Annotated in this window: 17 protein-coding genes; 12 read left to right on the top strand and 5 right to left on the bottom strand. The window is 68.9% G+C overall.

Annotated features, from left to right (window positions below; all coding sequences use genetic code 11):
• The first annotated feature begins 229 nt into the window (after positions 1–229).
• The 8 genes from HHL28_RS10015 to HHL28_RS09985 all read left to right on the top strand — a co-directional run bounded on the left by HHL28_RS10015 (position 230) and on the right by HHL28_RS09985 (position 7505).
• Positions 230–466: a glycosyltransferase gene (locus tag HHL28_RS10015; RefSeq protein WP_169655074.1), complete on the top strand. Its 237-nt coding sequence runs from the start codon at positions 230–232 to the stop codon at positions 464–466.
• Positions 463–1275, top strand: a complete 813-nt coding sequence (locus tag HHL28_RS10010) for a glycosyltransferase family protein (RefSeq protein ID WP_169654468.1) — start codon at positions 463–465, stop codon at positions 1273–1275. The genes HHL28_RS10015 and HHL28_RS10010 overlap by 4 nt, the downstream gene beginning before the upstream one ends.
• A gap of 414 nt (positions 1276–1689) precedes the next feature.
• On the top strand, positions 1690–3624 hold the full coding sequence (locus HHL28_RS10005; RefSeq protein ID WP_075768571.1) for an HAD-IIIC family phosphatase: 1935 nt from the start codon (positions 1690–1692) through the stop codon (positions 3622–3624).
• Positions 3624–3869: an acyl carrier protein gene (locus tag HHL28_RS10000; protein WP_075768572.1), complete on the top strand. Its 246-nt coding sequence runs from the start codon at positions 3624–3626 to the stop codon at positions 3867–3869. Before HHL28_RS10005 ends, HHL28_RS10000 begins: the two co-directional genes overlap by 1 nt.
• A gap of 18 nt (positions 3870–3887) precedes the next feature.
• Positions 3888–4781, top strand: a complete 894-nt coding sequence (locus tag HHL28_RS18570) for an MBOAT family O-acyltransferase (protein ID WP_404325511.1) — start codon at positions 3888–3890, stop codon at positions 4779–4781.
• A 23-nt stretch (positions 4782–4804) separates the two neighbouring features.
• Positions 4805–5452: an MBOAT family O-acyltransferase gene (locus tag HHL28_RS18565; protein WP_404325509.1), complete on the top strand. Its 648-nt coding sequence runs from the start codon at positions 4805–4807 to the stop codon at positions 5450–5452.
• A 15-nt stretch (positions 5453–5467) separates the two neighbouring features.
• Complete coding sequence (locus HHL28_RS09990; RefSeq protein WP_075768574.1) at positions 5468–6484, top strand: hypothetical protein; 1017 nt, start codon at positions 5468–5470, stop codon at positions 6482–6484.
• Between the two features lie 97 nt (positions 6485–6581).
• Positions 6582–7505, top strand: a complete 924-nt coding sequence (locus HHL28_RS09985) for an NAD-dependent epimerase/dehydratase family protein (RefSeq protein WP_404325507.1) — start codon at positions 6582–6584, stop codon at positions 7503–7505.
• Between the two features lie 327 nt (positions 7506–7832).
• Here HHL28_RS09985 and HHL28_RS18560 read toward each other — a convergent pair whose 3' ends face one another.
• From HHL28_RS18560 to HHL28_RS09965, 4 genes are all read right to left on the bottom strand, one after another.
• The gene (locus HHL28_RS18560; RefSeq protein WP_075768575.1) at positions 7833–9215 is read right to left on the bottom strand and encodes a sugar transferase; all 1383 of its coding nucleotides are present in this window, start codon (positions 9213–9215) and stop codon (positions 7833–7835) included.
• 91 nt (positions 9216–9306) lie between these two features.
• The gene (locus HHL28_RS09975) at positions 9307–10323 is read right to left on the bottom strand and encodes a UDP-glucuronic acid decarboxylase family protein (RefSeq protein WP_075768576.1); all 1017 of its coding nucleotides are present in this window, start codon (positions 10321–10323) and stop codon (positions 9307–9309) included.
• Between the two features lie 389 nt (positions 10324–10712).
• Positions 10713–11690 carry a glycosyltransferase gene (locus HHL28_RS09970; RefSeq protein WP_404326903.1) on the bottom strand — a complete coding sequence of 326 codons (978 nt, stop codon included), beginning with the start codon at positions 11688–11690 and terminating at the stop codon, positions 10713–10715.
• A 371-nt stretch (positions 11691–12061) separates the two neighbouring features.
• Positions 12062–14467, bottom strand: a complete 2406-nt coding sequence (locus HHL28_RS09965; RefSeq protein ID WP_075768578.1) for a type I secretion C-terminal target domain-containing protein — start codon at positions 14465–14467, stop codon at positions 12062–12064.
• Between the two features lie 548 nt (positions 14468–15015).
• Here HHL28_RS09965 and HHL28_RS09960 point away from each other — a divergent pair.
• The 4 genes from HHL28_RS09960 to HHL28_RS09945 all read left to right on the top strand — a co-directional run bounded on the left by HHL28_RS09960 (position 15016) and on the right by HHL28_RS09945 (position 20379).
• The gene (locus tag HHL28_RS09960) at positions 15016–16023 is read left to right on the top strand and encodes a glycosyltransferase family 2 protein (protein ID WP_075768579.1); all 1008 of its coding nucleotides are present in this window, start codon (positions 15016–15018) and stop codon (positions 16021–16023) included.
• 37 nt (positions 16024–16060) lie between these two features.
• Positions 16061–17299, top strand: a complete 1239-nt coding sequence (locus HHL28_RS09955; protein ID WP_075768580.1) for a glycosyltransferase family 4 protein — start codon at positions 16061–16063, stop codon at positions 17297–17299.
• The gene (locus HHL28_RS09950) at positions 17296–19587 is read left to right on the top strand and encodes a GumC family protein (RefSeq protein ID WP_075768581.1); all 2292 of its coding nucleotides are present in this window, start codon (positions 17296–17298) and stop codon (positions 19585–19587) included. Before HHL28_RS09955 ends, HHL28_RS09950 begins: the two co-directional genes overlap by 4 nt.
• 180 nt (positions 19588–19767) lie before the next feature.
• Positions 19768–20379, top strand: coding sequence for a GNAT family N-acetyltransferase (locus HHL28_RS09945; RefSeq protein WP_075768582.1), 612 nt, complete (start codon positions 19768–19770; stop codon positions 20377–20379).
• Here HHL28_RS09945 and HHL28_RS09940 read toward each other — a convergent pair.
• Positions 20362–20880 (bottom strand): helix-turn-helix transcriptional regulator, encoded by a 519-nt coding sequence (locus HHL28_RS09940; RefSeq protein WP_075768583.1) that lies wholly within the window; start codon positions 20878–20880, stop codon positions 20362–20364. The genes HHL28_RS09945 and HHL28_RS09940 overlap by 18 nt on opposite strands.
• Positions 20881–21212 lie beyond the last annotated feature (332 nt).

Raw genomic sequence — 21212 nt, 5'->3', positions numbered from 1 at the left:
CACAAACAGGCGACACCCGGTTTTGGGCAAGGGGACCGGCGTGGTAGCCCGGCCGCGCCCCGGGGCGCCCCCAAGCCCCCGCCGCTGCCCAGGCGGGCACGGCTATGATGCCGGCGCCGGATGTTTCGAATTCGACCCGAAATGCGTTCCCGGCTGTTAGGGCGGGGACGGGGTGTGCCCGTCCGGTTGGAAGGGTCCCCGATTGGACGGGGGAGGCATGGGGAACGGAATGAGCAACCAGGTCGCGGCGGTCGTTGTCACCTACAACCGCAAGGCCATCCTTTGCCAATGCCTGGCCGCCATCCACGGCCAGACACGGCGGCCCGATCGCATCATCATCATGGACAACGGGTCAGCCGACGGCACTTACGAGGAGTTGGCCGCCCAGGGCCTGCTGACGGCGGACACGGTCTTCGTGCGCTTCCCCAGAACCGGGGCCCCGCCCGGGCCTTCTGGCAGGGCATGAGCCAAGCCTATGCCGACGGTGCGGACTGGATCTGGGTGATGGACGACGACATCATCCCCGACCCCACGGCGCTGGAGGTGCTGCTCTCCACCGCGGGCACGGAGTTCCCGGACCCCGAGAAGCTGGCCTTCCTGTCAAGCCGGGTCCGCGGACCCGAGGGGCAGCCGATGAACACGCCGGAGGTGGCCTGGCGGGCGGCCCTGCATGACGAGTACGCCACCTGGGAGGAAAAGCTGGACTTGGGCCTCGTCCAGATCCGCCGCGCCTCCCTGACCTCCACCCTGTTCCCCCGGTCGACGCTGCGGGACGTGCCGCCCTCCGCGCCGGATTTCTGGATGTGGGGCGAAGACTCCGACTTCACCATGCGGGCGACGAAGAACCGGCGGGCCTATCTGGTATCGGGCAGCAAGGTGGTCCACCTGCGGGCCATCTCCCGTCCGCTGCACCCGCTGACGGAGACGGACCCATCGCGGCTGCGGCGCATGTTCTTCATGTACCGCAACCTGGTCTACCTGCGCCGCCACCATTACCCGCCGGCGGAGGTGCTGATGAGCCTGATCGACGGGGTGCGGCTGACCGTGAAGGCGGTGTTGTCCGGCAAGTTCGCCGCCGCCCGGGTGGTCTTCACCGGGACATTGGCCGGCTTCTGGTTCCGCCCGTCCATCCCCGCCACCGCCGAACCGTCCCTGATGCGGGAGGCTGAGGTGCTGCATGCGGAGGGACAGGGGCTTTACCGCCCGCAGGAGGTGGGGGAAACGGGGGCCGCGCCCCCGGCCTTCACAAGGGCGGCCGGCGCCTACGCGCGCTGACACCCATCCAGAGTACTGCGGCCTGAACGGCCCGGCGCCTCCGCGCCGGGCCGTTTTCGCATCTGGGTACCCCTGTTCGCGCGGAGGACCCCGTAACCCCGGTGCAGGGGGCCCGTGCCCCATTTCTGTCCCCACCTATTCCGAACGTAAGGGATGCTACCCCCCTTGCGCGACTGGCCTAGCTGCCTGCGCCCCTGCCCGAGAGGCCCGTCCAGGCCGTTAATGGGGGCATCGGATCCCGTGATCCCGAACCATCGAACGGGCAGATCGCCATGCAGGGACAGACCGCCAGCCGAGTGACGCCGCCCTGAAGGGCCGCTGACCGCTGACCGTCCCGGTGCCGCCAGCCAAGGGCGCGGTGCCGCCGTCCCTCCCTGCCCGCACGGCAACCCGTCACCACGGCGACCCCTTGCCATGATCCTCCCGGCCCATGCCCTGCATTGGCTCCCCCCGTGTCCGGACCTCGACCGCCGCCTCGCCGCCTTGAAAGCCGACCATGGTCGGGCGGACGGGCTGGCGGAGGCGATGGCCCTGGCCAACACGCGGCTGGACTTCCTGCAGACCCGCCGCCTGGACGGCATTGTCCAGAAGCTGCCGGAAGAGGTTTGGAGCGGCCGGCCGCGGCTGCGCGTGACGCTGCTGGGCACCGGCACCATGGAGCACTTGCCGCCCGGCATCCGGGTCGCCGCCCTGCGCCGCGGCCTGCGGGTGGACTGCGCGGTATCCGGCTATGGCCAGTGGCGGCAGGACATCCTGGACCCCGGCTCCCCCTTGGCCGCTGCCAAGCCGGACGTCCTGCTCCTCGCCGTCGATCCCGCCGAGTTGCTGCCGGAGCTTCCCCTCTCGGCGAGCGCGGAGGATGCCGCCCAGGCCGTGGAGGCGGTGGCGGAGGAGGTGGTGGGCCTGTGGCGCCGCGCGCGGGAGCGCACCGGTGCCGCCATCATCCACCAGGCCATGCCCCTGAACGAGCCTGCCACCTTCGGCCACCTGGAGCGGCTGGTGCCGGCCTCCCGCGGGGCCCTGGCCGCCGCCCTGGATGCCAAGCTGGTGGAGGCGGCGGCGCGGGAGCGGGTGCTGCTATTGGACCTGCGGACGGCTCTGGCGGAGATCGGTGCGCGGGAGGTGGGGGACCTCCGCCTCTGGCACCATGCCAAGCAGGCCATCTCCCCCGCCGCCACGCCCTGGTACGGGGAGCAGGTGGGGCGCATCCTGGCGGCCCTGCGCGGCCTGTCCAAGAAGGTGCTGGTCCTCGACCTGGACAACACCCTTTGGGGCGGGGTCATCGGCGATGACGGGCTGGCCGGCATCGTGCTGGGGCAGGGGAGTGCGACGGGGGAGGCCTTCGTCGCCTTCCAGCGCCATGTCCACCGGCTGTCGCGGCGGGGCGTGGTCCTGGCCGTCAGCTCCAAGAACAACCTGGACACCGCGGAGGCCGTGTTCCGCGACCACCCGGAGATGGTGCTGAGGCGGGAGGACATCGCGGCCTTCGAGGCCAACTGGGAGGACAAGCCCAGCGCCCTGCGCCGCATCGCCCGCGACCTGGAACTGGGCATCGACAGCCTGGTCTTCTTCGACGACAACCCGGCGGAGCGGGAGCTGGTCCGCCGCACCCTGCCCGAGGTGGCGGTGCCGGAGGTGCCGGACGCGCCGGAGCTGTATGTCCAGACCCTGGCCGACGCCGGCTATTTCGAGGCCGTGGCCTTCACCGTCGACGACGCCAAGCGCACCGACCAGTACCGCGCCAACGCCGAGCGCAAGCAGATGGCGGCCGGGTCCACGGACATGGACGGGTTCCTGCGCGACCTGGGCATGGTGCTGGAGGTGCGGCGCTTCACGCCCGTTGACCTCCCCCGCATCACCCAGCTGATCAACAAGACCAACCAGTTCAACCTGACCACCCGCCGCTATACCGAGCCGGAGGTGCAGGAACTGGCAGCCGACGCGCAAGTGCTGGCCTATGCGGCGCGGCTGCGGGACCGGTTCGGCGACAACGGCATCATCGCCATCATCATCGGCCGCCGGATAGACGCCGGGGGACGGCCCGCCCTGGACCTGGACACCTGGCTGATGAGCTGCCGCGTCCTGGGCCGGACGGTGGAGCAGGCTATGCTCCGCGTGGTGGCGGAAGACGCCCGCGTCCACGGCATCGGCCTGCTGCTTGGCACCTACCTGCCGAGTCCCAAGAACGGGATGGTGCGGGAGCACTACCCCAGGCTGGGTTTCGCCCCCGACGGCGACGAGGGGGAGGCGACCCGCTGGCGCCTGGACCTGGAGGCCGCCGACCTGCCGACCGCGCCCCACGTGGCGCTGGACCTGCACCTGACCCCGCAACAACGACCGGAGGCATGATGACCGACCAGGGGATCTATGACGGCCTGACGGAGATTTTCCGTGACGTCTTCGGCGACGACGACATCGTCGCCACGCCCGAGCTGACCGCCAAGGACGTACCCGGCTGGGACAGCTTCAACCACATCAACATCATCGTCGCCGCCGAGGTGCGCTTCGGCGTCAAGTTCCGGGCAGCGGAGATCGAGTCCCTGCGCAATGTCGGCGACTTCGCGCGGCTGATCGCCGAGCGCAAGGCCGCGTAACCGGGGGAGGCCGCGGCCATGTTGTTCAACGCGCCGGAATTCATCCTGGCCTTCCTGCCCGTCACCCTGGCCGTGTTCTTCCTGTTGGGGCGGCTGGGGCTGACGCGGCTGTGCGTGGTCTGGCTGGTCCTGGCGTCGGTGTTCTTCTATGGCTGGTGGAACCCGCCCTTCGCCGGCCTGCTGCTTGGGTCGCTGGCTTTCAATTTCTGGGCGGGCCGGCGGCTGCTGCGGGCGCCCACCAAGGGCATGCTGGTCTTTGCCATCGGGGCGAACCTGGCGGCGTTGGGCTGGTTCAAATATGCGGGCTTCCTGGCCCTGACCATCGACCAGCTCACCGGCCTGGGGCTGCCGATCCCCGAGGTGATCCTGCCGCTGGGCATCAGCTTCTATACCTTCCAGCAGGTGGGCTACCTGGTGGACGCCCATGACGGGTTGGCCGAGGAGGCGGGGTTCTGGGACTATGCCCTGTTCATCAGCTTCTTCCCGCAACTCGTGGCCGGGCCCATCGTCCACCACAGGGAAGTGCTGACCCAGTTCCGGAAAGAGGAAACCTTCCGGCCGAACTTGGAGCTGATCGCCGTCGGCCTGACCGTCTTCGTCATCGGCCTGGCCAAGAAGGTGCTGCTGGCCGACAATCTGTCGCCCATCGTCGCCGGTGTGTTCGGCCCGGCGCAGGACGGGGTGGCGCCGGACATGGTGGATGCCTGGGTGGCGTCGCTGGCCTATGCGCTGCAGCTGTACTTCGACTTCTCCGGCTATTCCGACATGGCCATCGGGCTGGGGTTGATGTTCGGCATCCGGCTGCCGATCAACTTCTTCAGCCCCTTCAAGGCCGCCAGCATCATCGAGTTCTGGTCCCGCTGGCACATCACCCTGACCAGGTTCATCACCGCCTATATCTACAACCCCTGACCCTGCGCGCGACCAAGGCGCGGATGTTGGCGGGCAAGCCGCCCCTGCGGAAGAACGCGCCGAAGGCCGGGCCCTTCCTGGCGCTGCTGGCCTGGCCCACCATGGCCACCATGACCATCGCCGGCATCTGGCACGGGGCGGGGTGGCAGTTCCTCATCTTCGGCCTGCTCCACGGTGCCTACATCACCATCAACCATGCCTGGCGGGCGGTGCGGCAGGTGCGGAAGATCGGGCCGGAGCAGGGGCGGCGCTTCCGGGCGCTGGGGGTGGGGCTGACCTTCCTCTGCGTGCTGGTCAGCTTCGTCTTCTTCCGGTCGGCCAGCGTGGAGCACGCGCTGACCATCCTGGGCGCCATGGCGGGGCTGGGTCCGCACGGCTTCATGACGCCGGCCAACATCGCCCACGTGCCGAAGCTGGAGGCGGTCCAAATCCTCACCGCCTTCGCCATCGTCTGGGGCCTGCCCAACACGGTGCAGTGGCTGGGCCTGTCCCGCTGGGGGATCGAGGATCCAAGCGGGGCGCCGCCGGCCGCGGCCCGCCGCCGGTACCTGCCGACGCCACGCTGGCGGCCGACCCTGGCCTATGGGGCGGCGCTGGGGGTGGTGCTGTGCCTGACGCTGGTCCGCGCCTTCTCGGTCACGCCGACCGAGTTCCTGTACTTCACCTTCTAAGGGGGGAGGGAGAAGATGCGGCGATACCTGTACGGGCTGGCGGCGGGGGTGGTGGGGACGCTGCTCCTGCTGGTCGGCGGCATCCAGGCCCTCAGCCTCGTCGCACCCCAGCACATGCCGGCCCCGGCCATCAGCCGGCTGGACCACCTGGACGAGAAGCTGCAGTTCCTGCGCCAGCACCCCGGGCTGGACCCGCGGGTGCTGGCGGTCGGGTCCTCCATCACCTGGCGGCAGTTCGACGGGGCGGCCTTCGCCCATCTGGCCGGTGGCGGCAGCCATGTGCTGAACGGCGGCACCGCCTTCCTGAAGACCCACCAGACCCAGTTCGTGACCGACTTCTACCTCAAGCAATTCCGCAACGTGCACACCCTGGTCCAGGTCACCAACGTGCCGGACTTCCGCCGCTGCAACTCCGAGCCGGCGGAGATGTTCGACCCCACGGACGCCGCGGCCTATGCCTTCAAGGGTGAGCCGGCGCTGCTGTTCTACCTGCGCTACTTCGCGCCCGTGCGGTACCTGCGCACCCTGAAGGATTTGCCGGAGCAGCGGCGGCTCGGCTCCGGGGAGCTGGCCCTGGACGATTACGGCGCCGGCCCCATCGGCGGGACCCCAGGGACCACCCAGAAGGCAAGGGGCCTGTTCTATGGCCGGATCGCCGTGGAGCGGGACTGCCTGGAGCCGTTGGTGGCCCTTGCGCGCCAGGCGGCGGGCCGCGGCATCCGCTACGTGGTGGTCTTCGCCCCGGTCCATCCCGGCTATTTCCAGCGGTACCCCGACATGCGGGAGGAGACCGTGGCCCTGGCCGGCGCCCTGCGGCAGCGGCTGGCCCCCCTGGGCGGGCTGGTGCTGGAGATGCAGGAGGCGCCGGGTTACGCGTCGGCGGACTTCTACGACGCCTTCCACCTGCATTGGCCGGCGGTGCGCCGGTTCTCGGCGGAGGTGGCGGACAGGCTGGGGCACACCCTCTCCGTCGGCCTTCCCCCGGTCGTGCCCCCCCAAGAGGCTGAGTTGGCCGCCCATCGGGGCCGCTGACGGGGGCGGGCCCCGAAGGTACCGTCACGGCCGCGATAACCTGCCCCGCCCCCGCCGCCATGCGCGGGGGGAGCGGGAACCATGCCGGGAGTGGGACGTGCACGCCGACAGGATCGACTACCAGGACCTCCGCGGCCGGCGGGTGATGGTCATCGGGGCCAGCGGCTTCCTGGGCGCCCATGTGGCCCGGCGGCTGGACGCGCTGGGCGCCCAGGTATTCGCCCTGTCCCGCAGCGTCCCCGACCTGGGCGGCGGCATCACGAACCACCGCTGCGATGCCAGCGACGAAGGGCAGGTCCGCGCCGCCTTCGCGGACATCCGGCCGGACGTGGTCTACCACCTGACCAGCGACAGCCGCGGCGGGCGGGAGGTGGAGCTGATCCCCGACAGCCTGCGCAACGACGTGGCCGCAACCCTGAACGTGCTGCTGGAGGCCCACCGTCAGAAGACGCCCCGCATCGTCCTGACCGCGTCCATGGAGGAGCCCATGGGCGACGCGGGCACGGCGGTGCCGTCCTCCCCCTATGCCGCGGCCAAGTGGGTGACCGCCGGCTATGCCCGCATGCTGGCCGCCCTGCACGGGCTGCCCGTGGTGGTGCTGCGGCTGATGATGACCTATGGCCCGGGCCAGAAGGACTACAAGGTCATCCCCGCCACCATCCGCGCCCTGCTGAAGGGCGAGGCGGCGACCCTGAGCAGCGGCGTCCGCCCGGTGGACTGGGTCTATGTGGACGAGGTGACCGATGCCTTCGTCCGCGCCGCCCTGGTGCAGGGGGTGGGGGCGGAGAGCATCGACGTGGGCACCGGGCGGCTGGCCACCGTGCGCGACGTGGCGAGCCTGATCGGGGAGATCACCGGCCGCCAGGACCTGCTGCGCTTCGGCGCCCTGGGCGACCGGCCGATGGAGATGGTCCGCGCCGCCCAGACCGAACCGGCGGAGCGCCTGCTGGGCTGGAAGGCCAACACCGACCTGCGGGCGGGGCTGGAGAAGACGGTGGCCTGGTACCGCGACCGGCTGTGAGGCACCGCAGGGTGACCAAAGGAGACCTTAAGGTGACCAAAGGTGACGCTTAAGGTGACACATGTCACATCACAACCCATTGAGAAAACAGGGTGTTTTTGCTTAAGGAGACAAAGGTGACGTGATTCGCGTGGCGGTCTCCTTTGTCTCATTGCCAGGGCGCGATCCCCGGCCCGCCACGACCTGCCTTCACAATGTCAAAGACCTCGGCGCCGCTTCGGACACCTGGTCCAGGATGCTACGGCATAGGAAAAAAGTCCAGAACCGGTCATGACCGGGGGCTGGGTTCTGTCGGGGTTCCCCTTGGTCACCCCGACACTGCCCCATTCAATACGCGCCCTTGCTCGCCAGCATCACATAGGGGGTGCTGGCCATGATGTGCAGGTCCAGCCAGAGGGACCAGTTGCGGATATAGTAGGTGTCCAGCGCTTCCTGCACCCGCAGGTCACCGTCGCTGCGGGCGGAGATCTGCCAGTAGCCGGTGATGCCGGGCCGGGCCGAGTTGCGCAGCCGCTGGAAGGCGGGCGGGAACTGTTCCAGGTGGTAGGCCGGGAAGGGGCGCGGGCCCACCAGGCTCATGGTGCCGTTCAGCACGTTGAAGAGCTGCGGCAACTCATCCAGGCTGCTCTTGCGCAGGAAGCTGCCGACACCCGGGATGATGCGGGGGTCGTTCTTCAGCTTGAAGTAGGTTTTCCACTCCGCCATGGCCTCCGGGTTGGCGGCCAAGTATTCCTGCAGGCGCTGCTCGGCGTCCAGCACCATGGTGCGGAACTTCCAGACCCGGATGGGCTTGCCGTCCTGGCCGACGCGGATCTGGCTGTAGAAGGCTGGGCCGGCGCTGCCCAGCTTGATGGCCAGGGCGATGGCCAGGATGGCCGGCAGGAAGGCCAGCAGGGCGACGCCCGCCACCAGCTTGTCGATGCCGTACTTGGCCGCCAGTTGCAGCGGGTGCGGCTTGTGCTGGCGGTAGACCAGGCCCAGGAAACCGCCAAGGTCGTGCAATTCCAGCTGGGTGCCGTCGGCGCGGCCGGGGGCGGGGACGATGAAGGCTGCCTCCTGCCCGGGCGCCAGGCCGCGGCCACGCCCGGTCCAGCCGGGCACCCCGGCCCAGGGCACCACCACCCCGTCGGGGTCCGGGTCTGCCGGCGACAGGCCGCCGAAATCGGCGCCGGCGCGCATCATCTCCGCCGTCAGTTGGCGGAAATCGGCGTCCCCCAGCACCAGGGCCGGCAGCCGCGCCTTCAGCTTGCGCGACAGGAAGGGCCGCACCAGCCCCTCCATGACCAGCCCGACCATCAGGGTGGTGACCAGCAGGTAGCAGAGCAGCAGCATGCTGGACAGGCGTGGGGCCAGCAACAGCGACTGGGCGCCGATGAAGCAGAAGGCCGCCCCCACCGCCATCACCCGGCGCTGGATGCGCTTGGCCGCGACCGGACCGCCGCAGCGGTACAGGCCCTGGCCCAGGTACCAGACGGGAAGCAGCAGGAAGGCCGCCTCCACGCCGGCGCGCACGGCGGCCACGTTGGGGCCGGAGCCCGGGATCAGCCAGCTTTGCAGCATGCCCAGGCAGAGCATGGCCAGGAACTCGCCACCGAACTGGGTGGCCTGGAACCCCCACTGCCCGGGCAGCCGGGGCTGCGCCAGAGGCGGCACTTCGACGACATGGTCGATCGCGCCCGTGGGCTTCTCACTGGATAGCGCTTGCGTCATTCACCCGTCCCCGCGGGTATCGGAATGCAGGGCGGGTAGCCGCCAGCCCGGTAACAGGCGACGGCCCGAGTCCTCCCCGCCCGTCTCGTCATCAGCGGGTGGCGACCTTGCCCAAAGCCGGGGTCGCGACGGCCGGGTTCCCGATCACTTCCTGGAAGTACCGGATGGTGCGGCCCAGCCCCTCGTCCAGGGGGACCCGCGGCTGCCAGTCCAGCAGGCTGCGGGCCCGGCTGATGTCGGGGCAGCGCTGCATGGGGTCGTCCACCGGCAGCGGCTTGAACTCGATCCGGGAGTTGGACCCGGTCAGCTTCAGCACCCGCTCCGCCAGTTCCAGCACCGTCGTCTCCACGGGGTTGCCGATGTTGATGGGGCCGGTGACCTCGTCCGGGGCGTTCATCAGCCGGATGAAGCCCTCGATGAGGTCGTCCACGAAGCAGAAGGCGCGGGTCTGGCTGCCGTCGCCATAGAGGGTGATCGGCTCGCCCGCCAAGGCCTGGATGATGAAGTTGCTGACCACGCGCCCATCCGCCGGGTGCATGCGGGGGCCGTAGGTGTTGAAGATGCGCACCACCCGGATGTTCACCCCGTTCTGGCGGTGGTAGTCGAAGAACAGCGTCTCGGCGCAGCGCTTGCCCTCGTCATAGCAGGCGCGCGGGCCGATGGGGTTCACGTTGCCCCGGTATTCCTCGGTCTGGGGGTGCACGGTGGGGTCACCATAGACCTCCGACGTGCTGGCCTGGAAGATCTTCGCCCCGGTGCGCTTGGCGAGGCCGAGCATGTTGATGGCGCCGACGACGCTGACCTTGGTGGTCTGGACCGGGTCGTGCTGGTAGTGCACGGGGCTGGCCGGGCAGGCCAGGTTGTAGATCTCGTCCACCTCCACATAGAGGGGGAAGGTGATGTCGTGGCGCATCACCTCGAACCGCGGGTTGTCCAGCAGGTGCGCGATGTTGACCCGGCTTCCGGTGAAGAAGTTGTCCACGCACAGCACCTCGTGCCCCATGGCGAGGAGCCGCTCGCACAGGTGGGAGCCCAGGAACCCAGCTCCTCCGGTCACCAGACAACGCTTCCTGCTGGCGAACTTGGAGAGCAACTGCTTGCGGTTCATGGGACCTCCATCTCAGGCAGCAAGGTGGCCGGCTTGTGTCGGCACTGTTTCGGGGCCGGCGGCTTCGACGCCGGCGCAGCAAGGAACGGGGGGCAGGGCCGTTTGATCCGCCCCGGCCGGGTGATGCTTGGGACTTTCAAAGAACCAAGACGGGCCATTTTTTGGGCAGTTCAAAAGAAGGCGGGCCATGACACAGTAATGGTTCTGCTGTGTGCGCTGCATCACCAATAAGGGCGTGCTTCCACGGACCCTTGATGGCTCCCCGTTATCAACCGCAGAATCCTTGTTACTATCCTGTCGAACGGGGTGATTATGGGGTGGCAGCTAATCCCGATGGGCGGATGGGCCAATGCACCCCTTGTTCGGGTGTAATCCGACCGGGGTGGTTGCTACCGTGGATGTCTCGGCTCCGCAGCCGGGGTAGCGAGGCCGGTGGGGACGGCTTCCACCGCCGCGACGGGCCTGCTGTCCACCAGGAGCGGGCGCAGGATGTCCAGCCAGGCGGCGGTTGCGACCTCGGTGGAGAAATCCGCCGCCCGCCGGCGCAGCAGCTCTGCCTCCGGCGGGGAGTCCAGGCTGGCGGACAGGGCCACGGCCAGGGCGGCGGGGTCTCCCGGCGGCACCAGACGGCCATACCGGCCCCCGCCCAGCACCTCAGACGGGCCATGGGGGCAGTCCGTGCTGACCACGGGGGTGCCGCAGGCCAGCGCCTCCACCAGCACGAGCCCGAACCCCTCGAACCGGGAAGACAGGGCCAGCAGGTCCGCCCCGCGGATGAAGGGCAGGGGATTGCGCTGGGCGCCGGCGAACCAGACATCCCCCGCGATGCCCAGCGACCGGGCCAAGTCCTCCAGCATCTCCCGGCGGCTGCCGTCGCCCACCAGGACAAGGCGGGCTTCCCGCTGGTCGCGTAGGATGCGGAAGGCCTGGAGCAGGGTGGGGATGTCCTTCTGGTCCTCCAGCCGGCCCACCGCCACCAGCAGGGGGGCCGGGCGGTCCCGGTACCAGGCATGGTCCACGGTCCCGGCGGCGCGGTCCTGGAAGCCCGCGTCGATCACCGGGTTGTAGATGGTGGCGATGCGGCGGCGGGGGATGCAGGCCGCCGCCGACCAGTCCGCCGCCACCCCTTCGGACACGGCGACGAACCCGGCGGTCCAGCGCTGGGTCATGCGGTAGAGCCGGGGCAGCACCCGGTGGCTCCAAGTGCCGGTGGCGCTGGTCTGGGCCGACAGGGCGTTGTGCTGGCAGGCCACTACCTTCGTCCCCGTCCCGGCGGCGGCCAGCACGGCCATGATGTTGCCGTGCCCCAGGTGGGACACCAGCACCCGCGGCCGCTCCGCCCGGATGAACCGGGCCAGCCTCGGCAGGGCCTGGAGCTTGCGCCCGGCCCCGAGGGAGGTGACGGGGATGCCGGGGGCACCTCCTCCCGCAGGGGGCCCGTGTCTCGGTCCACCACCAGCCGGGTGGGCAGGCCCGCCCCGGCAAATCCGGCCGCCAGCCGCAGGGCCACGGCCGCGACGCCGCCCATGGCGAAGTCCGGCAGGTACATGGCGATGGGGGTGGGATCGGGTGCGCGTGCCATCCGGCGGCTCCAGGCGTGGTGTCCAGGCCTAGCGGAAACAGCCGAGAGGCGGCGACGGCGCAAAGGCCGCTTCCCCAAAAGCGAAAGCCCCGGCGGAGGGCTGCTCCGCCGGGGCATCGCGAGGGACCTGGTCCTGGATTTATCCCAGGGCCGGCGTCAGATGAGCCAGTTGCTGGCGCCGGTCACCGTCAGGGTGAAGCTGTCCTGGCCGACGGGGATGGAGCCCTCGTAAGCCGTGACCACCAGCTCATGCTGGCCGATGTCCCAGGTCTTGGGATTGGCGATCAGGGTGTCCCCGGTCAGGCCCATCCAGCTTTCCAGGGGGGAGCCGTCGGCCATGGTGGCCTTAAAGCTGACGGAGCCGTCGCCGAACTTCTCCTCCGGGAAGGTGAACTTCAGGAAGCTGCCGGCCTTCACCGCCTGGTCGGCGATCAGGTCTGGCAGGACCTTGTCCGGCAGGGGGGTGTTGGCGTCCGGCAGGGTCGGCCGGACCGGGGCCGCCGGGCTGGCCTGGGTGGTGGGCTGGGCCGGCGCGGCAGTGGCCAGGGCGGTGGTGCCGCCGCTGGGCAGCAGGCCGCTGTCGCTCACCACCAGCTTGAAGCTGTCCACCACCTTGGTGCCGTCGGCGTCGGTGACCGTGGCCTTCAGCTCCACCGTGCCCTTGTCCCAGCTCTTGGGCTGGCCGGACAGGGACTTGCCGTCGAAGTTCAGCCAGTTCGGCAGGGCCGAGCCGTCCGCTTTGGTGATCACCACCTTGGGCGCGCCGTCCAGGGCGCCCTGGTTGGCGTAGCTGGGGACGGCGGTCTTGAACCAGGCCCCGACCTTCAGCCCCATGTCCTTCAGCAGGTCCACCGGGCCCGCCACCGGCGGCTTCGGAGTCGGCGTGGGAGTGGGGGTGGGGGTCGGAGTCGGCGTTGGCGTGGGTGTAGGCGTCGGGGTCGGGGTGGGGTCGGGGGTCGGGACCGGGATGACGGCGGGGCCGCCGCTCACGCCCAGGGTGACCTTCAGGTTGTCGCCGGTGACGGCGCTGGCCGCCACGCCCTTCAGGGTGGCCAGGGTGGTGCCGGTGCCCGCACCCTTGCCGTCGGCATCCCAGATGACCTTGGTGTCGGCGCCGGACTGGGCCACCTTCAGGTAGCCGCCGCCGATGATGTCCTTCTGCATCAGCCCGGCCCGGACCACCAGGGCGCCCACGTCGATCACGTCGCCGCCCTTGCCCGCCTGGAAGTCGGTGATGGTGTCGCCGCCCTCCGCCGCGTCGTTGAACAGGAAGCGGTCACGGCCCGCGCCGCCGCTCAGCGTGTCGGCGCCCATGCCACCCCAGAGGGTGTCGTTGCCGCCCAGGGCGGTCAGGCTGTCGTTGCCGTCGCCGCCCAGCATGATGTTCAGCCCGTCGGTGCCGGTGAACTTGTCGTCACCCACGCCGGTGGTGGTCTGCTTCGTGTTCGTCACGGACACCCACTGGCTGCCGTTGAACACGTACTGGATCTTGCTGTCGAAGGTGCTGTTCGTCACCTTGCTGTCGCCGACGGCGCGGGCGGTATAGACCGTCTTGTCCTTGATGTCGTTCAGGGTGACGTTGTTGACGGTCAGCTTGCGGCCGTCGCCCTCGCCATACTGGAACAGCTGGATGCCGCGGCCGGAATTGTTGGCGCCGCTGTTCTGGATCACGTTGTTCAGGCCGCGGATGACCGCGAGCTGGCTGCCGTTGAAGGCCAGCACATGGTCGAACACCGCCCAGTTGGCCTCCGAGTGGGTGGAGTAGTGGCCGCTGGTGGCGTCATAGGACACCGCGTTGGTGACCTTCAGCCCGATGTCGCCGCCATACTTCGCGATGTCGGAGTTGGCCGGGTCGCTGCCGCTATTGTTGTCCACGGTATGGCGGGTGCGCTCACCATAGATGCCGTCCACGGTGGTGCCGTAGGACTGGGCGGAGTGGACGCCATAGCCGTAGTGGCCGTTGTAGATGTCGTCCTTCAGGTTGATGACCGCGACCTCGGTCGCCTTGGCGTTGACCGTGTTGACGAAGTCGATGCCCGGCCCGCCGCCGTCGCGCACGGTGACCTTGGTCACCTCGGGGTTCACGGTGGAGCGGATGCTGACCAGGGCGGCGCCGCTGTCGCCGTTGCCCTTGATGGTCCCGTTCTCCAGCACGAACTTGCCCGGCTCATAGGCCGCGGCGCGGATGTTGGTCTTGTACAGGCCCTGGTCGTTCAGGGGGGGCTCGCAGACCACCGTGTTGCCATGGATGGCGACCACCTTGGTGGCCTGGCCGATGCGGACCGGGTTGGTGCTGCTGTGGGTGCCGCCGGGCAGCTTGTCATCGGCGGCCACCTTGATCCAGTCGCCCACCTGGATGCCCGCCGGGGCGGACTTGAAGGTCACGGCGACCTTGCCGTCCTTCGTGGCCAGGGAGCTGACGCCGAAGGTCTGCTCCATGCCAGGGTCGACCTTGATGACGCTGCCCATGCTGGCGCCCTGCTGCAGGGTCGAGCCGTTAAGGTCCAGGGTGATCTTCCGACCATTCAGGTCAAAAGCCAGACTCTGATCGATACGGATCATCTCTCCCTTCGGAAAGACAATCCGCGTGTCACTTCCGGCACGGGCAATCGTCGCAAGGATTTCCTGCGCGCTCACCCCGGAACGCAAAGTGATCACGTCGGTCATGTCAGCTCCTCCGCTGTGTCTCTCAATACGCGGTCAAGCTATTTGGCTTAGCCTTTCCGATGTTGTGATCGATAAGAGGTAACCCCTCCTAAGAGGTAGGTGGTTTGGAAATCAAGGGTTTAGGCCAGTCTGCCCTAAAAAAGGTGGCATCAATGCCACAGGGAAGGCGACTTCGGCTGTCTCCAACCGGGTGTGACATCACAGACTTGCGCCTGAGGTAACCCTATGGCGGGCAGGGAATTGGCCGTTAATTATTTATAAATACTTAACCGCACGCCCCGCTGGTCCGGGCGTTAATCCGCAAGCGGCGTTGAGGGGGCGGGGTAGACCGGTTCAATGGGGATCGGTCGGGGCACCAAAGCACCCCGTGGCGCGTTTGCAGCCTGACCCCGCCGACCGACGGCGGGGCAAGACCCAGGGTACCTTTAGGAAGGAAGCCGTTCATGGCGGAGCTTGGTGCGCCCCGTGGCGAGGTCACGCAGGCCGAGGGTTTGGCGCCGCTGGATGTGGTGGTCCTGTGCTGGGACCGGGTTGACGACACGATCGAGACCCTGGACAGCGTGCTGGCCCAGGAAGGGGTGGACGCGCGCGTCTATGTGGTGGACCAGGGCAGCAAGCCGGCCACCCTGGAGAAGATGCGGGCCTATGCCGCCGCCCATGCGGACCGGGTCGTCTACCACGAGGTCGGGCGCAACACCGGGGTCCCGGGCGGGCGCAACATCGGCACGCGGCTGGGCAGCCGCCCCCTGGTGGTGGCCCTGGACAATGACGCGGTGCTGGAGGACGCGCACCAGCTCCGCCGGATGGCCGAGCATTTCCGGGCCGACCCGGGGCTGGGTGCCGTGGCCTTCCGGGTGGTGAACTATTTCAGCGGCGACTTCGACCGGCGCACCTGGGTGTCCAAGCGCCCGCTGGAGCAGTGGGAGCGGCGGGAGCATGCCGTGCCCCGCTTCAACGGCACCGGCCACGCCTACCGGCGCGAGGCGTTCGATCGGGCCGGCGGCTATGACGACGCCTTGTTCTTCTGCTGGGAAGAGCTGGACATCTGCCTGCGCATCGTGAACCTGGGCTACCAGATCCGCTACGTGCCGGACGTCACGGTCCGCCACAAGGTGGCGCCGGAGGCCCGGGTGAACTGGGCGGGGGACCGGTTCTACTACCTGGTCCGCAACCGGCTGTACGTGACTTACAAGTACGACCGGGAGCCGGCCCGCATCGGGCTCTACGCCCTGGGGTACATCGCCAAGGGCGCCTACAACGGGCTGCTGCCCCAGACCTTCCGCGGCATCAAGGATGGCTTGCGCCTCTGCTTCGGGCTGAAGGGCAAGCCGCGGGACCCCAACACGAAGCTGGAGCCATCCACCCGGACCTACTTCCGGGACACCGACCTGGCGCACCGCGGGCCGCTGCTGCGCCGCGTCCGCCAGGAAATCTTCACGCGCCTGGGCTGATGCCCGGCGCCCCGACCCTACGCGACAGGAAAGCCTGATGGCCCTGCCTTCGATCCTGATCTTCGTGGAGAACCAGCCGGTCCCCTATGACCGCCGCGTCTGGCAGCACGCGACGACGCTGCAGCGCGCGGGGCATGCGGTGACGGTCATCTCCCCCGCCGCCCGCCAATGGACCAAGCCCCATGAGGTGCTGGAGGACGTGGACATCCGCCGCTACAGCCAGGGCATCGAGGGCGAGGGCAAGCTGGGTCTGATCGCCGAGTATGTCTGGAGCTTCCTCTGCTTCCTCTGGCTGACGCTCGTGGTCGCCGTGCGGGGGCGCGGGTTCGACGTGATCGTCCTGTGCAACCCGCCGGAGATCTATTGGCCCATCGCCGGCTTCTGGCGGCTGATGGGCAAGACCATCGTCTTCGACCACCATGACCTGTCGCCGGAGATGTACACGGCGAAGTTCGACCGGGACGACGGGGCCTTCCTGGCCATCCTGCGCTGGATGGAGAGGCTGACCTTCGCCGTCGCCCACAAGGTCATCAGCACCAACGAGAGCTATGCGGAGATCGCCCGCGGCCGGGGGAGGAAGAAGCCGGAGGACGTGGTCGTGGTGCGCAACGCGCCGGACCCCAACCGCTTCAGCATCCTGCCGCCGGAGCCGGACCTGCGCCATGGCGCCAGCTTCATGGTCGCCTTCCTGGGCGAGATCGGGGAGCAGGACGGGGTGGACGTGCTGATCCGGTCCCTGATCCGGGTGCGGCAGCAGATGGGGCCGCGGGCCGTGCATTGCGTGCTGATGGGCGGTGGCCCCGCCTTCGAGCGCATCCGCGCCTATGCCGCGACGGAGGAGGTGGACGACATGATCACCTTCACCGGCCGCGTGGGCAACGACACGATCAGCCGGGTCCTGTCCAGCGCCGACCTGGCCGTGGACCCCAACCCCTATACGCCCTACGCCGACAAGAGCACGGCCACCAAGATCATGGAGTACATGCATTTCGGGTTGCCCATCCTGGCCTTCGACCTGACGGAAACGCGTCGGTCAGCCGGACCGGGTGCCGAGTATGTGCCCCATGGCGACGAACGCGCCTTCGCCGACACGATGGTGGCGCTCCTCCAGGATCCGGGGCGGCGGGAGGAGTTGGGCCGTTCAGGGCGCGAGCGCCTTGAGCGCGACATCGCCTGGCGCCACAGCCGTGACCGGCTGCTGGCCCTGTTCGCCACGCTGGGCCCCAAGGTCCAGGCCGATAGCAAGGTCGAGAATCCCTCACGGAAGCAGGCATGACACAACAGACCTCCAGCCCGGTTCCATCGCCGCGCCTGGCCCCGGTGGGGCCTGGCGGGCCGGCCCCCGTCAGCGTGCTGCGTGGCGACAGCCCACGCGCCATCGGGGACAATTTGGACCTCGACCTCACCGGCCTGCTGCGCATCTTCCGCCGCCGGCTTCCCTGGTTCGTCATCACGGCCGCGCTGCTTGCCATCACCGGCCTGGTGGCGATCATGAACCTGACGCCGCAATACACGGCGGACAGCGTCATCTTCATCGAGAACCGGCGCCCCAACATCGTCAACCTGGACGAGCTGGTGCAGAGCGTCGGCGGCACGGCCGAGGCCATCCAGTCCGAGGTGGAGATCCTGAAGTCGCGGGAGATGGCGGCCAAGGTCGTGGACCGGCTGAAGCTGACCGAGCATCCCTTCTTCAACCAGCCCTCCCGCGCCCAGAAGGTCTGCGCCTTCTTCAGCGGTGTCTCCGGTCTGCGTGACACGGTGCTGCGGGCCTTCGGCACGGAGGAACCCTGCGTCTTCCCGCCCGACCCGAACAAGGCCCAGGGCATCGCCATCTGGATCGCGCAGAACCTGACCGCCACCCAGATCGGCCGGTCCTACACCATCCTGCTGGGCCTGCAGGCCAGCGACCCGGTGCTGGCAGCGGACGTGGTCAACACCGTGGCCGACCTGTACCTGACCGACCAGTACGAGGCCAAGTACCAGGCCACCCAGCGGGCCACCAACTGGCTGGAAGACCGCATCCAGGAGCTGCGCGCCTCCGTTTCCGAGGCCGAGAGCAAGGTGGAGCAGTACCGCGCCCAGGCCGGCCTGGTCGCGGGCAAGGACGACACCACGATCATCCAGCAGCAGATCAGCGAGTCCAACGCCAACCTGTCCCAGGCCCGCGCCACCCTGGCCGACGCCCGGTCGCGCCTGAACGAGGCGCAGTCGGCCGCCGGTTCCGGCAGCCGCAACGTCTCGGCCCTCGCCGCCATCGCCTCGCCGCTGCTGAGCGAGTTGATCGGCAAGGAGGCCGAGCTGCAGCGCAAGCTGGCCGACCAGGGCCAGTCCCTGGGTGACCGCCACCCCGCCATCGTGGCGCTGAAGGCCGAGCTGGCCGGGGCCACCAGCCAGGTGAACGCCGAGATCCAGCGCCGCCTGTCCGGCCTGCGGTCGGAGGTCAACGCCGCCCAGGCCCGTGTCAACGCCCTGGAAGGCAACCTGCGCGGCGTGGAGAAGCGGGCCGAGGGCCTGACCGGTGACTTGGTGAAGCTGCGGGAGCTGGAGCGTGAGGCCGCCGCCAGCCGCACCCTGCTGGAAACCTTCCTGACCCGCTCCAAGCAGGTGGGCGAGCAGGGACAGATGGTGGAGGCGGACGCCCGCGTCATCTCGCGGGCCACCGTGCCCACCGACCCGGCCGGGGCCGGCAAGAAGCTGATGTTCCTGGCGGTCCTGGTGGTTTCCACCCTGGCGGGCATCGCCGTGGTGGGCATCGTGGAGAAGCTGGACGCCGGCTTCCGCGACGTGCGCCAGGTGGAGGCGACCACCGGATCCCCGGTCATCGCCCTGGTGCCCGACCTGAAGCGGGCGGCCAAGGGTGACCGGGCGGTGGCGGACTATGTCATCCAGAAACCCCTGTCCCAGGCGGCGGAGGCGATAAACGCCTTGCGGTCCCAAATCTGGCTGGCCACCCGCGGCGGCCGGACCCGGACCGTGGTGCTGACCTCCTCCCTGGCCAACGAGGGCAAGACCACCCTGAACGTCTGGCTGGCCCGGATGTCGGCGATGCATGGGGAGCGGGTGATCCTGATCGATTGCGACTTCCGCAACCCCAACGTCCACAAGCACCTCGGCGGCGAGAACAAGGTGGGCACGGTGGACCTGATGCTGGGTCGCGCCGACCTGGCGGATTGCGTCCAGACCGACGCCGCCACGGGGCTTGCCTATATCTCTGCCGGGCGCGGGGCCTTCGACGGCAGCAACCAGCTCCGCACCCCCGCCTTCCAGCGGCTGCTGATGCAGCTGTCCCAGAACTATGACCTGGTGCTGATCGACGGCCCGCCGGTCATGGCCCTGTCGGACAGCAAGATCATCGCTGCCGCGGCCGACCAGACCGTGTTCGTCTGCCGCTGGAAGACCACCAACCGCAAGACCGCCACCCGGGCACTGGAGGAGCTGCGCGCCAGCGAGGCCCATGTGCTGGGCGTGATGTTCAGCGTGGTGGACGTGGAGAAGAACGCCCTGTTCACCGACTATTACACCAAGGCCTACCTCCGCGGGACCAACAAGTACTACGCGGACTGACACTGTGCCTGTTGGGGTTCGGCCGCGCCTCACCCGTGACCTACGTAGGTCGCGGGTGAGCGAAGCGAACCCCGACAACCCCGAGAAGAAGGGCCGCCCCCGCCGGGGCGGCCCTTTCTGCTGCGCGGGCCGCGGCGGGCAAGTATAGGCTTGAGCTTTTTCACCAGAGGCGGCTCGCCGATGCCCGAAGAGACTTTCGAATTCGAAAACCTGCCCTTCGACCCGGCCCGCCACGGCGCCGCCGTCGAACGGATCGCCGGTGAGGCCCTGGGCGAAGGCTACTTCACCGACCTGGCCGCCATCGCCGCGCGGGACGGGGTGATGTTCCTGGTGGCGACTGGGCCTGAAGGTGTCGTCGGCTTCGCCTATGCCTGGATGGTGCCCAGGGGCCGGCTTGCCGTGGAGTTGCCGCGCTTGGCCGAGGCCGGCTTTCCGGATGATGTTCGCGCGTTGGACGGGGAGGGGCGGGTAGCCATTGTCCAGACCATCGCCGTGTCATCGGCCATGCGGGGCCGCGGCATCGCCTCGAGGCTGTTCGGGGCGGTGGAGGGCCGGCTGGCCGGGCTCGGGGCCGGGGTCTTCCTGGTGCCTGCCTGGTGCGACGGGACGCGGACGAACCTGGAGGGTGTCCTGGTGAAAGGCGGCTACCGGCACCTGGCCGACATCGGCGCCTACTGGAAGGAAGGCTGCGACGCCGGAGCGTTCCGCTGCCCGGCTCGGGGGGAAGTTTGCCGGTGCGGGGTGCGGTTTTTCCTGAAGCGCTCCCCGATCCTGCTATTCGGCAGCCAGTAGATGGTTCAGGCGTTGGCGCTGGATGTCCAGGTTCATGGCGGATGTGACCCGCGCAAGCTCTAGTAACGCCGGGTCGGGCCGCAGGTCGGTGTTGCGGTGGAACCAGGGCAGTACTTCCGCCAGCCGCCACAGGCTGGGGTTCCCGGTATGGACCGGCTCCGGGAAGGGGGCCTTGGCCGCCTTAATCTCCCCGGCCGCGTACTTCCGGATGTTCTGGCGGGAGCAGCCGGTGATCTCCCCCAAATCGGCGAGGTTCACCAGGTCGGGTCCGACCTCCGCCAGCACCGCCCCCGGGATCGCCCGTTCCACGTCTTTGATGGCTGACCTGACCGCGGCCTCGGCAGAGTCGGCCTCCCGGGAGAAGTCCAACGCGATGGTCCCGGGCTTGCCGACGCCGACCGTCGCGTCATCACACCCCGCTTCATACAACGCGTCCAGCCAACCAGCGGGGGCCGTGCCGTCAGGCGGCAGGCGGAACTTCAGGATGAATTCCCAGGTCATGTCCCTCGACCCCGCTTCGACGTCATGCTGGCAACCGAGTCCCCCGGACCGAAGATGCAGCCATCCACGGCCCGGCGGATTTTGCGCGCCTCATTCTCAGGCACCCGCGGCGTGCTCCAGACAGAGACTTGGCAGAACTCCCCGCAGCGGCAGTCCGCCTCGTTCGCCGGGCAACGGAGCATGCCCCAGCAATGGCCGCGCCCCTTGACGAAGGTCCACCCCTGGCTTTCCGCGTAGGAGACTGCGCCCTCGATCTCTTTGCTGGGGTGCCGGGGCCGACCTGTCACCATTATCTTCCAACAAGGTGGACCGCAAGATTTCAGTTGTCAACC

It is taken from the genome of Aerophototrophica crusticola (genome assembly GCF_012913305.1).
Lineage (GTDB): Bacteria > Pseudomonadota > Alphaproteobacteria > Azospirillales > Azospirillaceae > Niveispirillum > Niveispirillum crusticola.
The sequence above is the reverse complement of the archived record's forward strand: the minus strand, read 5'-3'. Positions and strand labels throughout refer to the sequence as shown.

Excerpts from the sequence above, each read along its gene's own strand:
- HHL28_RS18560 (WP_075768575.1), bottom strand. The coding sequence starts at position 9,215 with ATGACGCAAGCGCTATCCAGTGAGAAGCCCACGGGCGCGATCGACCAT.
- HHL28_RS09955 (WP_075768580.1), top strand. The coding sequence starts at position 16,061 with ATGGCCCTGCCTTCGATCCTGATCTTCGTGGAGAACCAGCCGGTCCCC.
- HHL28_RS10005 (WP_075768571.1), top strand. The coding sequence starts at position 1,690 with ATGATCCTCCCGGCCCATGCCCTGCATTGGCTCCCCCCGTGTCCGGAC.
- HHL28_RS09940 (WP_075768583.1), bottom strand. The coding sequence starts at position 20,880 with ATGACCTGGGAATTCATCCTGAAGTTCCGCCTGCCGCCTGACGGCACG.
- HHL28_RS09975 (WP_075768576.1), bottom strand. The coding sequence starts at position 10,323 with ATGAACCGCAAGCAGTTGCTCTCCAAGTTCGCCAGCAGGAAGCGTTGT.
- HHL28_RS09960 (WP_075768579.1), top strand. The coding sequence starts at position 15,016 with ATGGCGGAGCTTGGTGCGCCCCGTGGCGAGGTCACGCAGGCCGAGGGT.
- HHL28_RS18565 (WP_404325509.1), top strand. The coding sequence starts at position 4,805 with ATGTTGGCGGGCAAGCCGCCCCTGCGGAAGAACGCGCCGAAGGCCGGG.
- HHL28_RS10010 (WP_169654468.1), top strand. The coding sequence starts at position 463 with ATGAGCCAAGCCTATGCCGACGGTGCGGACTGGATCTGGGTGATGGAC.
- HHL28_RS09990 (WP_075768574.1), top strand. The coding sequence starts at position 5,468 with ATGCGGCGATACCTGTACGGGCTGGCGGCGGGGGTGGTGGGGACGCTG.
- HHL28_RS18570 (WP_404325511.1), top strand. The coding sequence starts at position 3,888 with ATGTTGTTCAACGCGCCGGAATTCATCCTGGCCTTCCTGCCCGTCACC.
- HHL28_RS10000 (WP_075768572.1), top strand. The coding sequence starts at position 3,624 with ATGACCGACCAGGGGATCTATGACGGCCTGACGGAGATTTTCCGTGAC.
- HHL28_RS09945 (WP_075768582.1), top strand. The coding sequence starts at position 19,768 with ATGCCCGAAGAGACTTTCGAATTCGAAAACCTGCCCTTCGACCCGGCC.
- HHL28_RS10015 (WP_169655074.1), top strand. The coding sequence starts at position 230 with ATGAGCAACCAGGTCGCGGCGGTCGTTGTCACCTACAACCGCAAGGCC.
- HHL28_RS09950 (WP_075768581.1), top strand. The coding sequence starts at position 17,296 with ATGACACAACAGACCTCCAGCCCGGTTCCATCGCCGCGCCTGGCCCCG.
- HHL28_RS09965 (WP_075768578.1), bottom strand. The coding sequence starts at position 14,467 with ATGATCCGTATCGATCAGAGTCTGGCTTTTGACCTGAATGGTCGGAAG.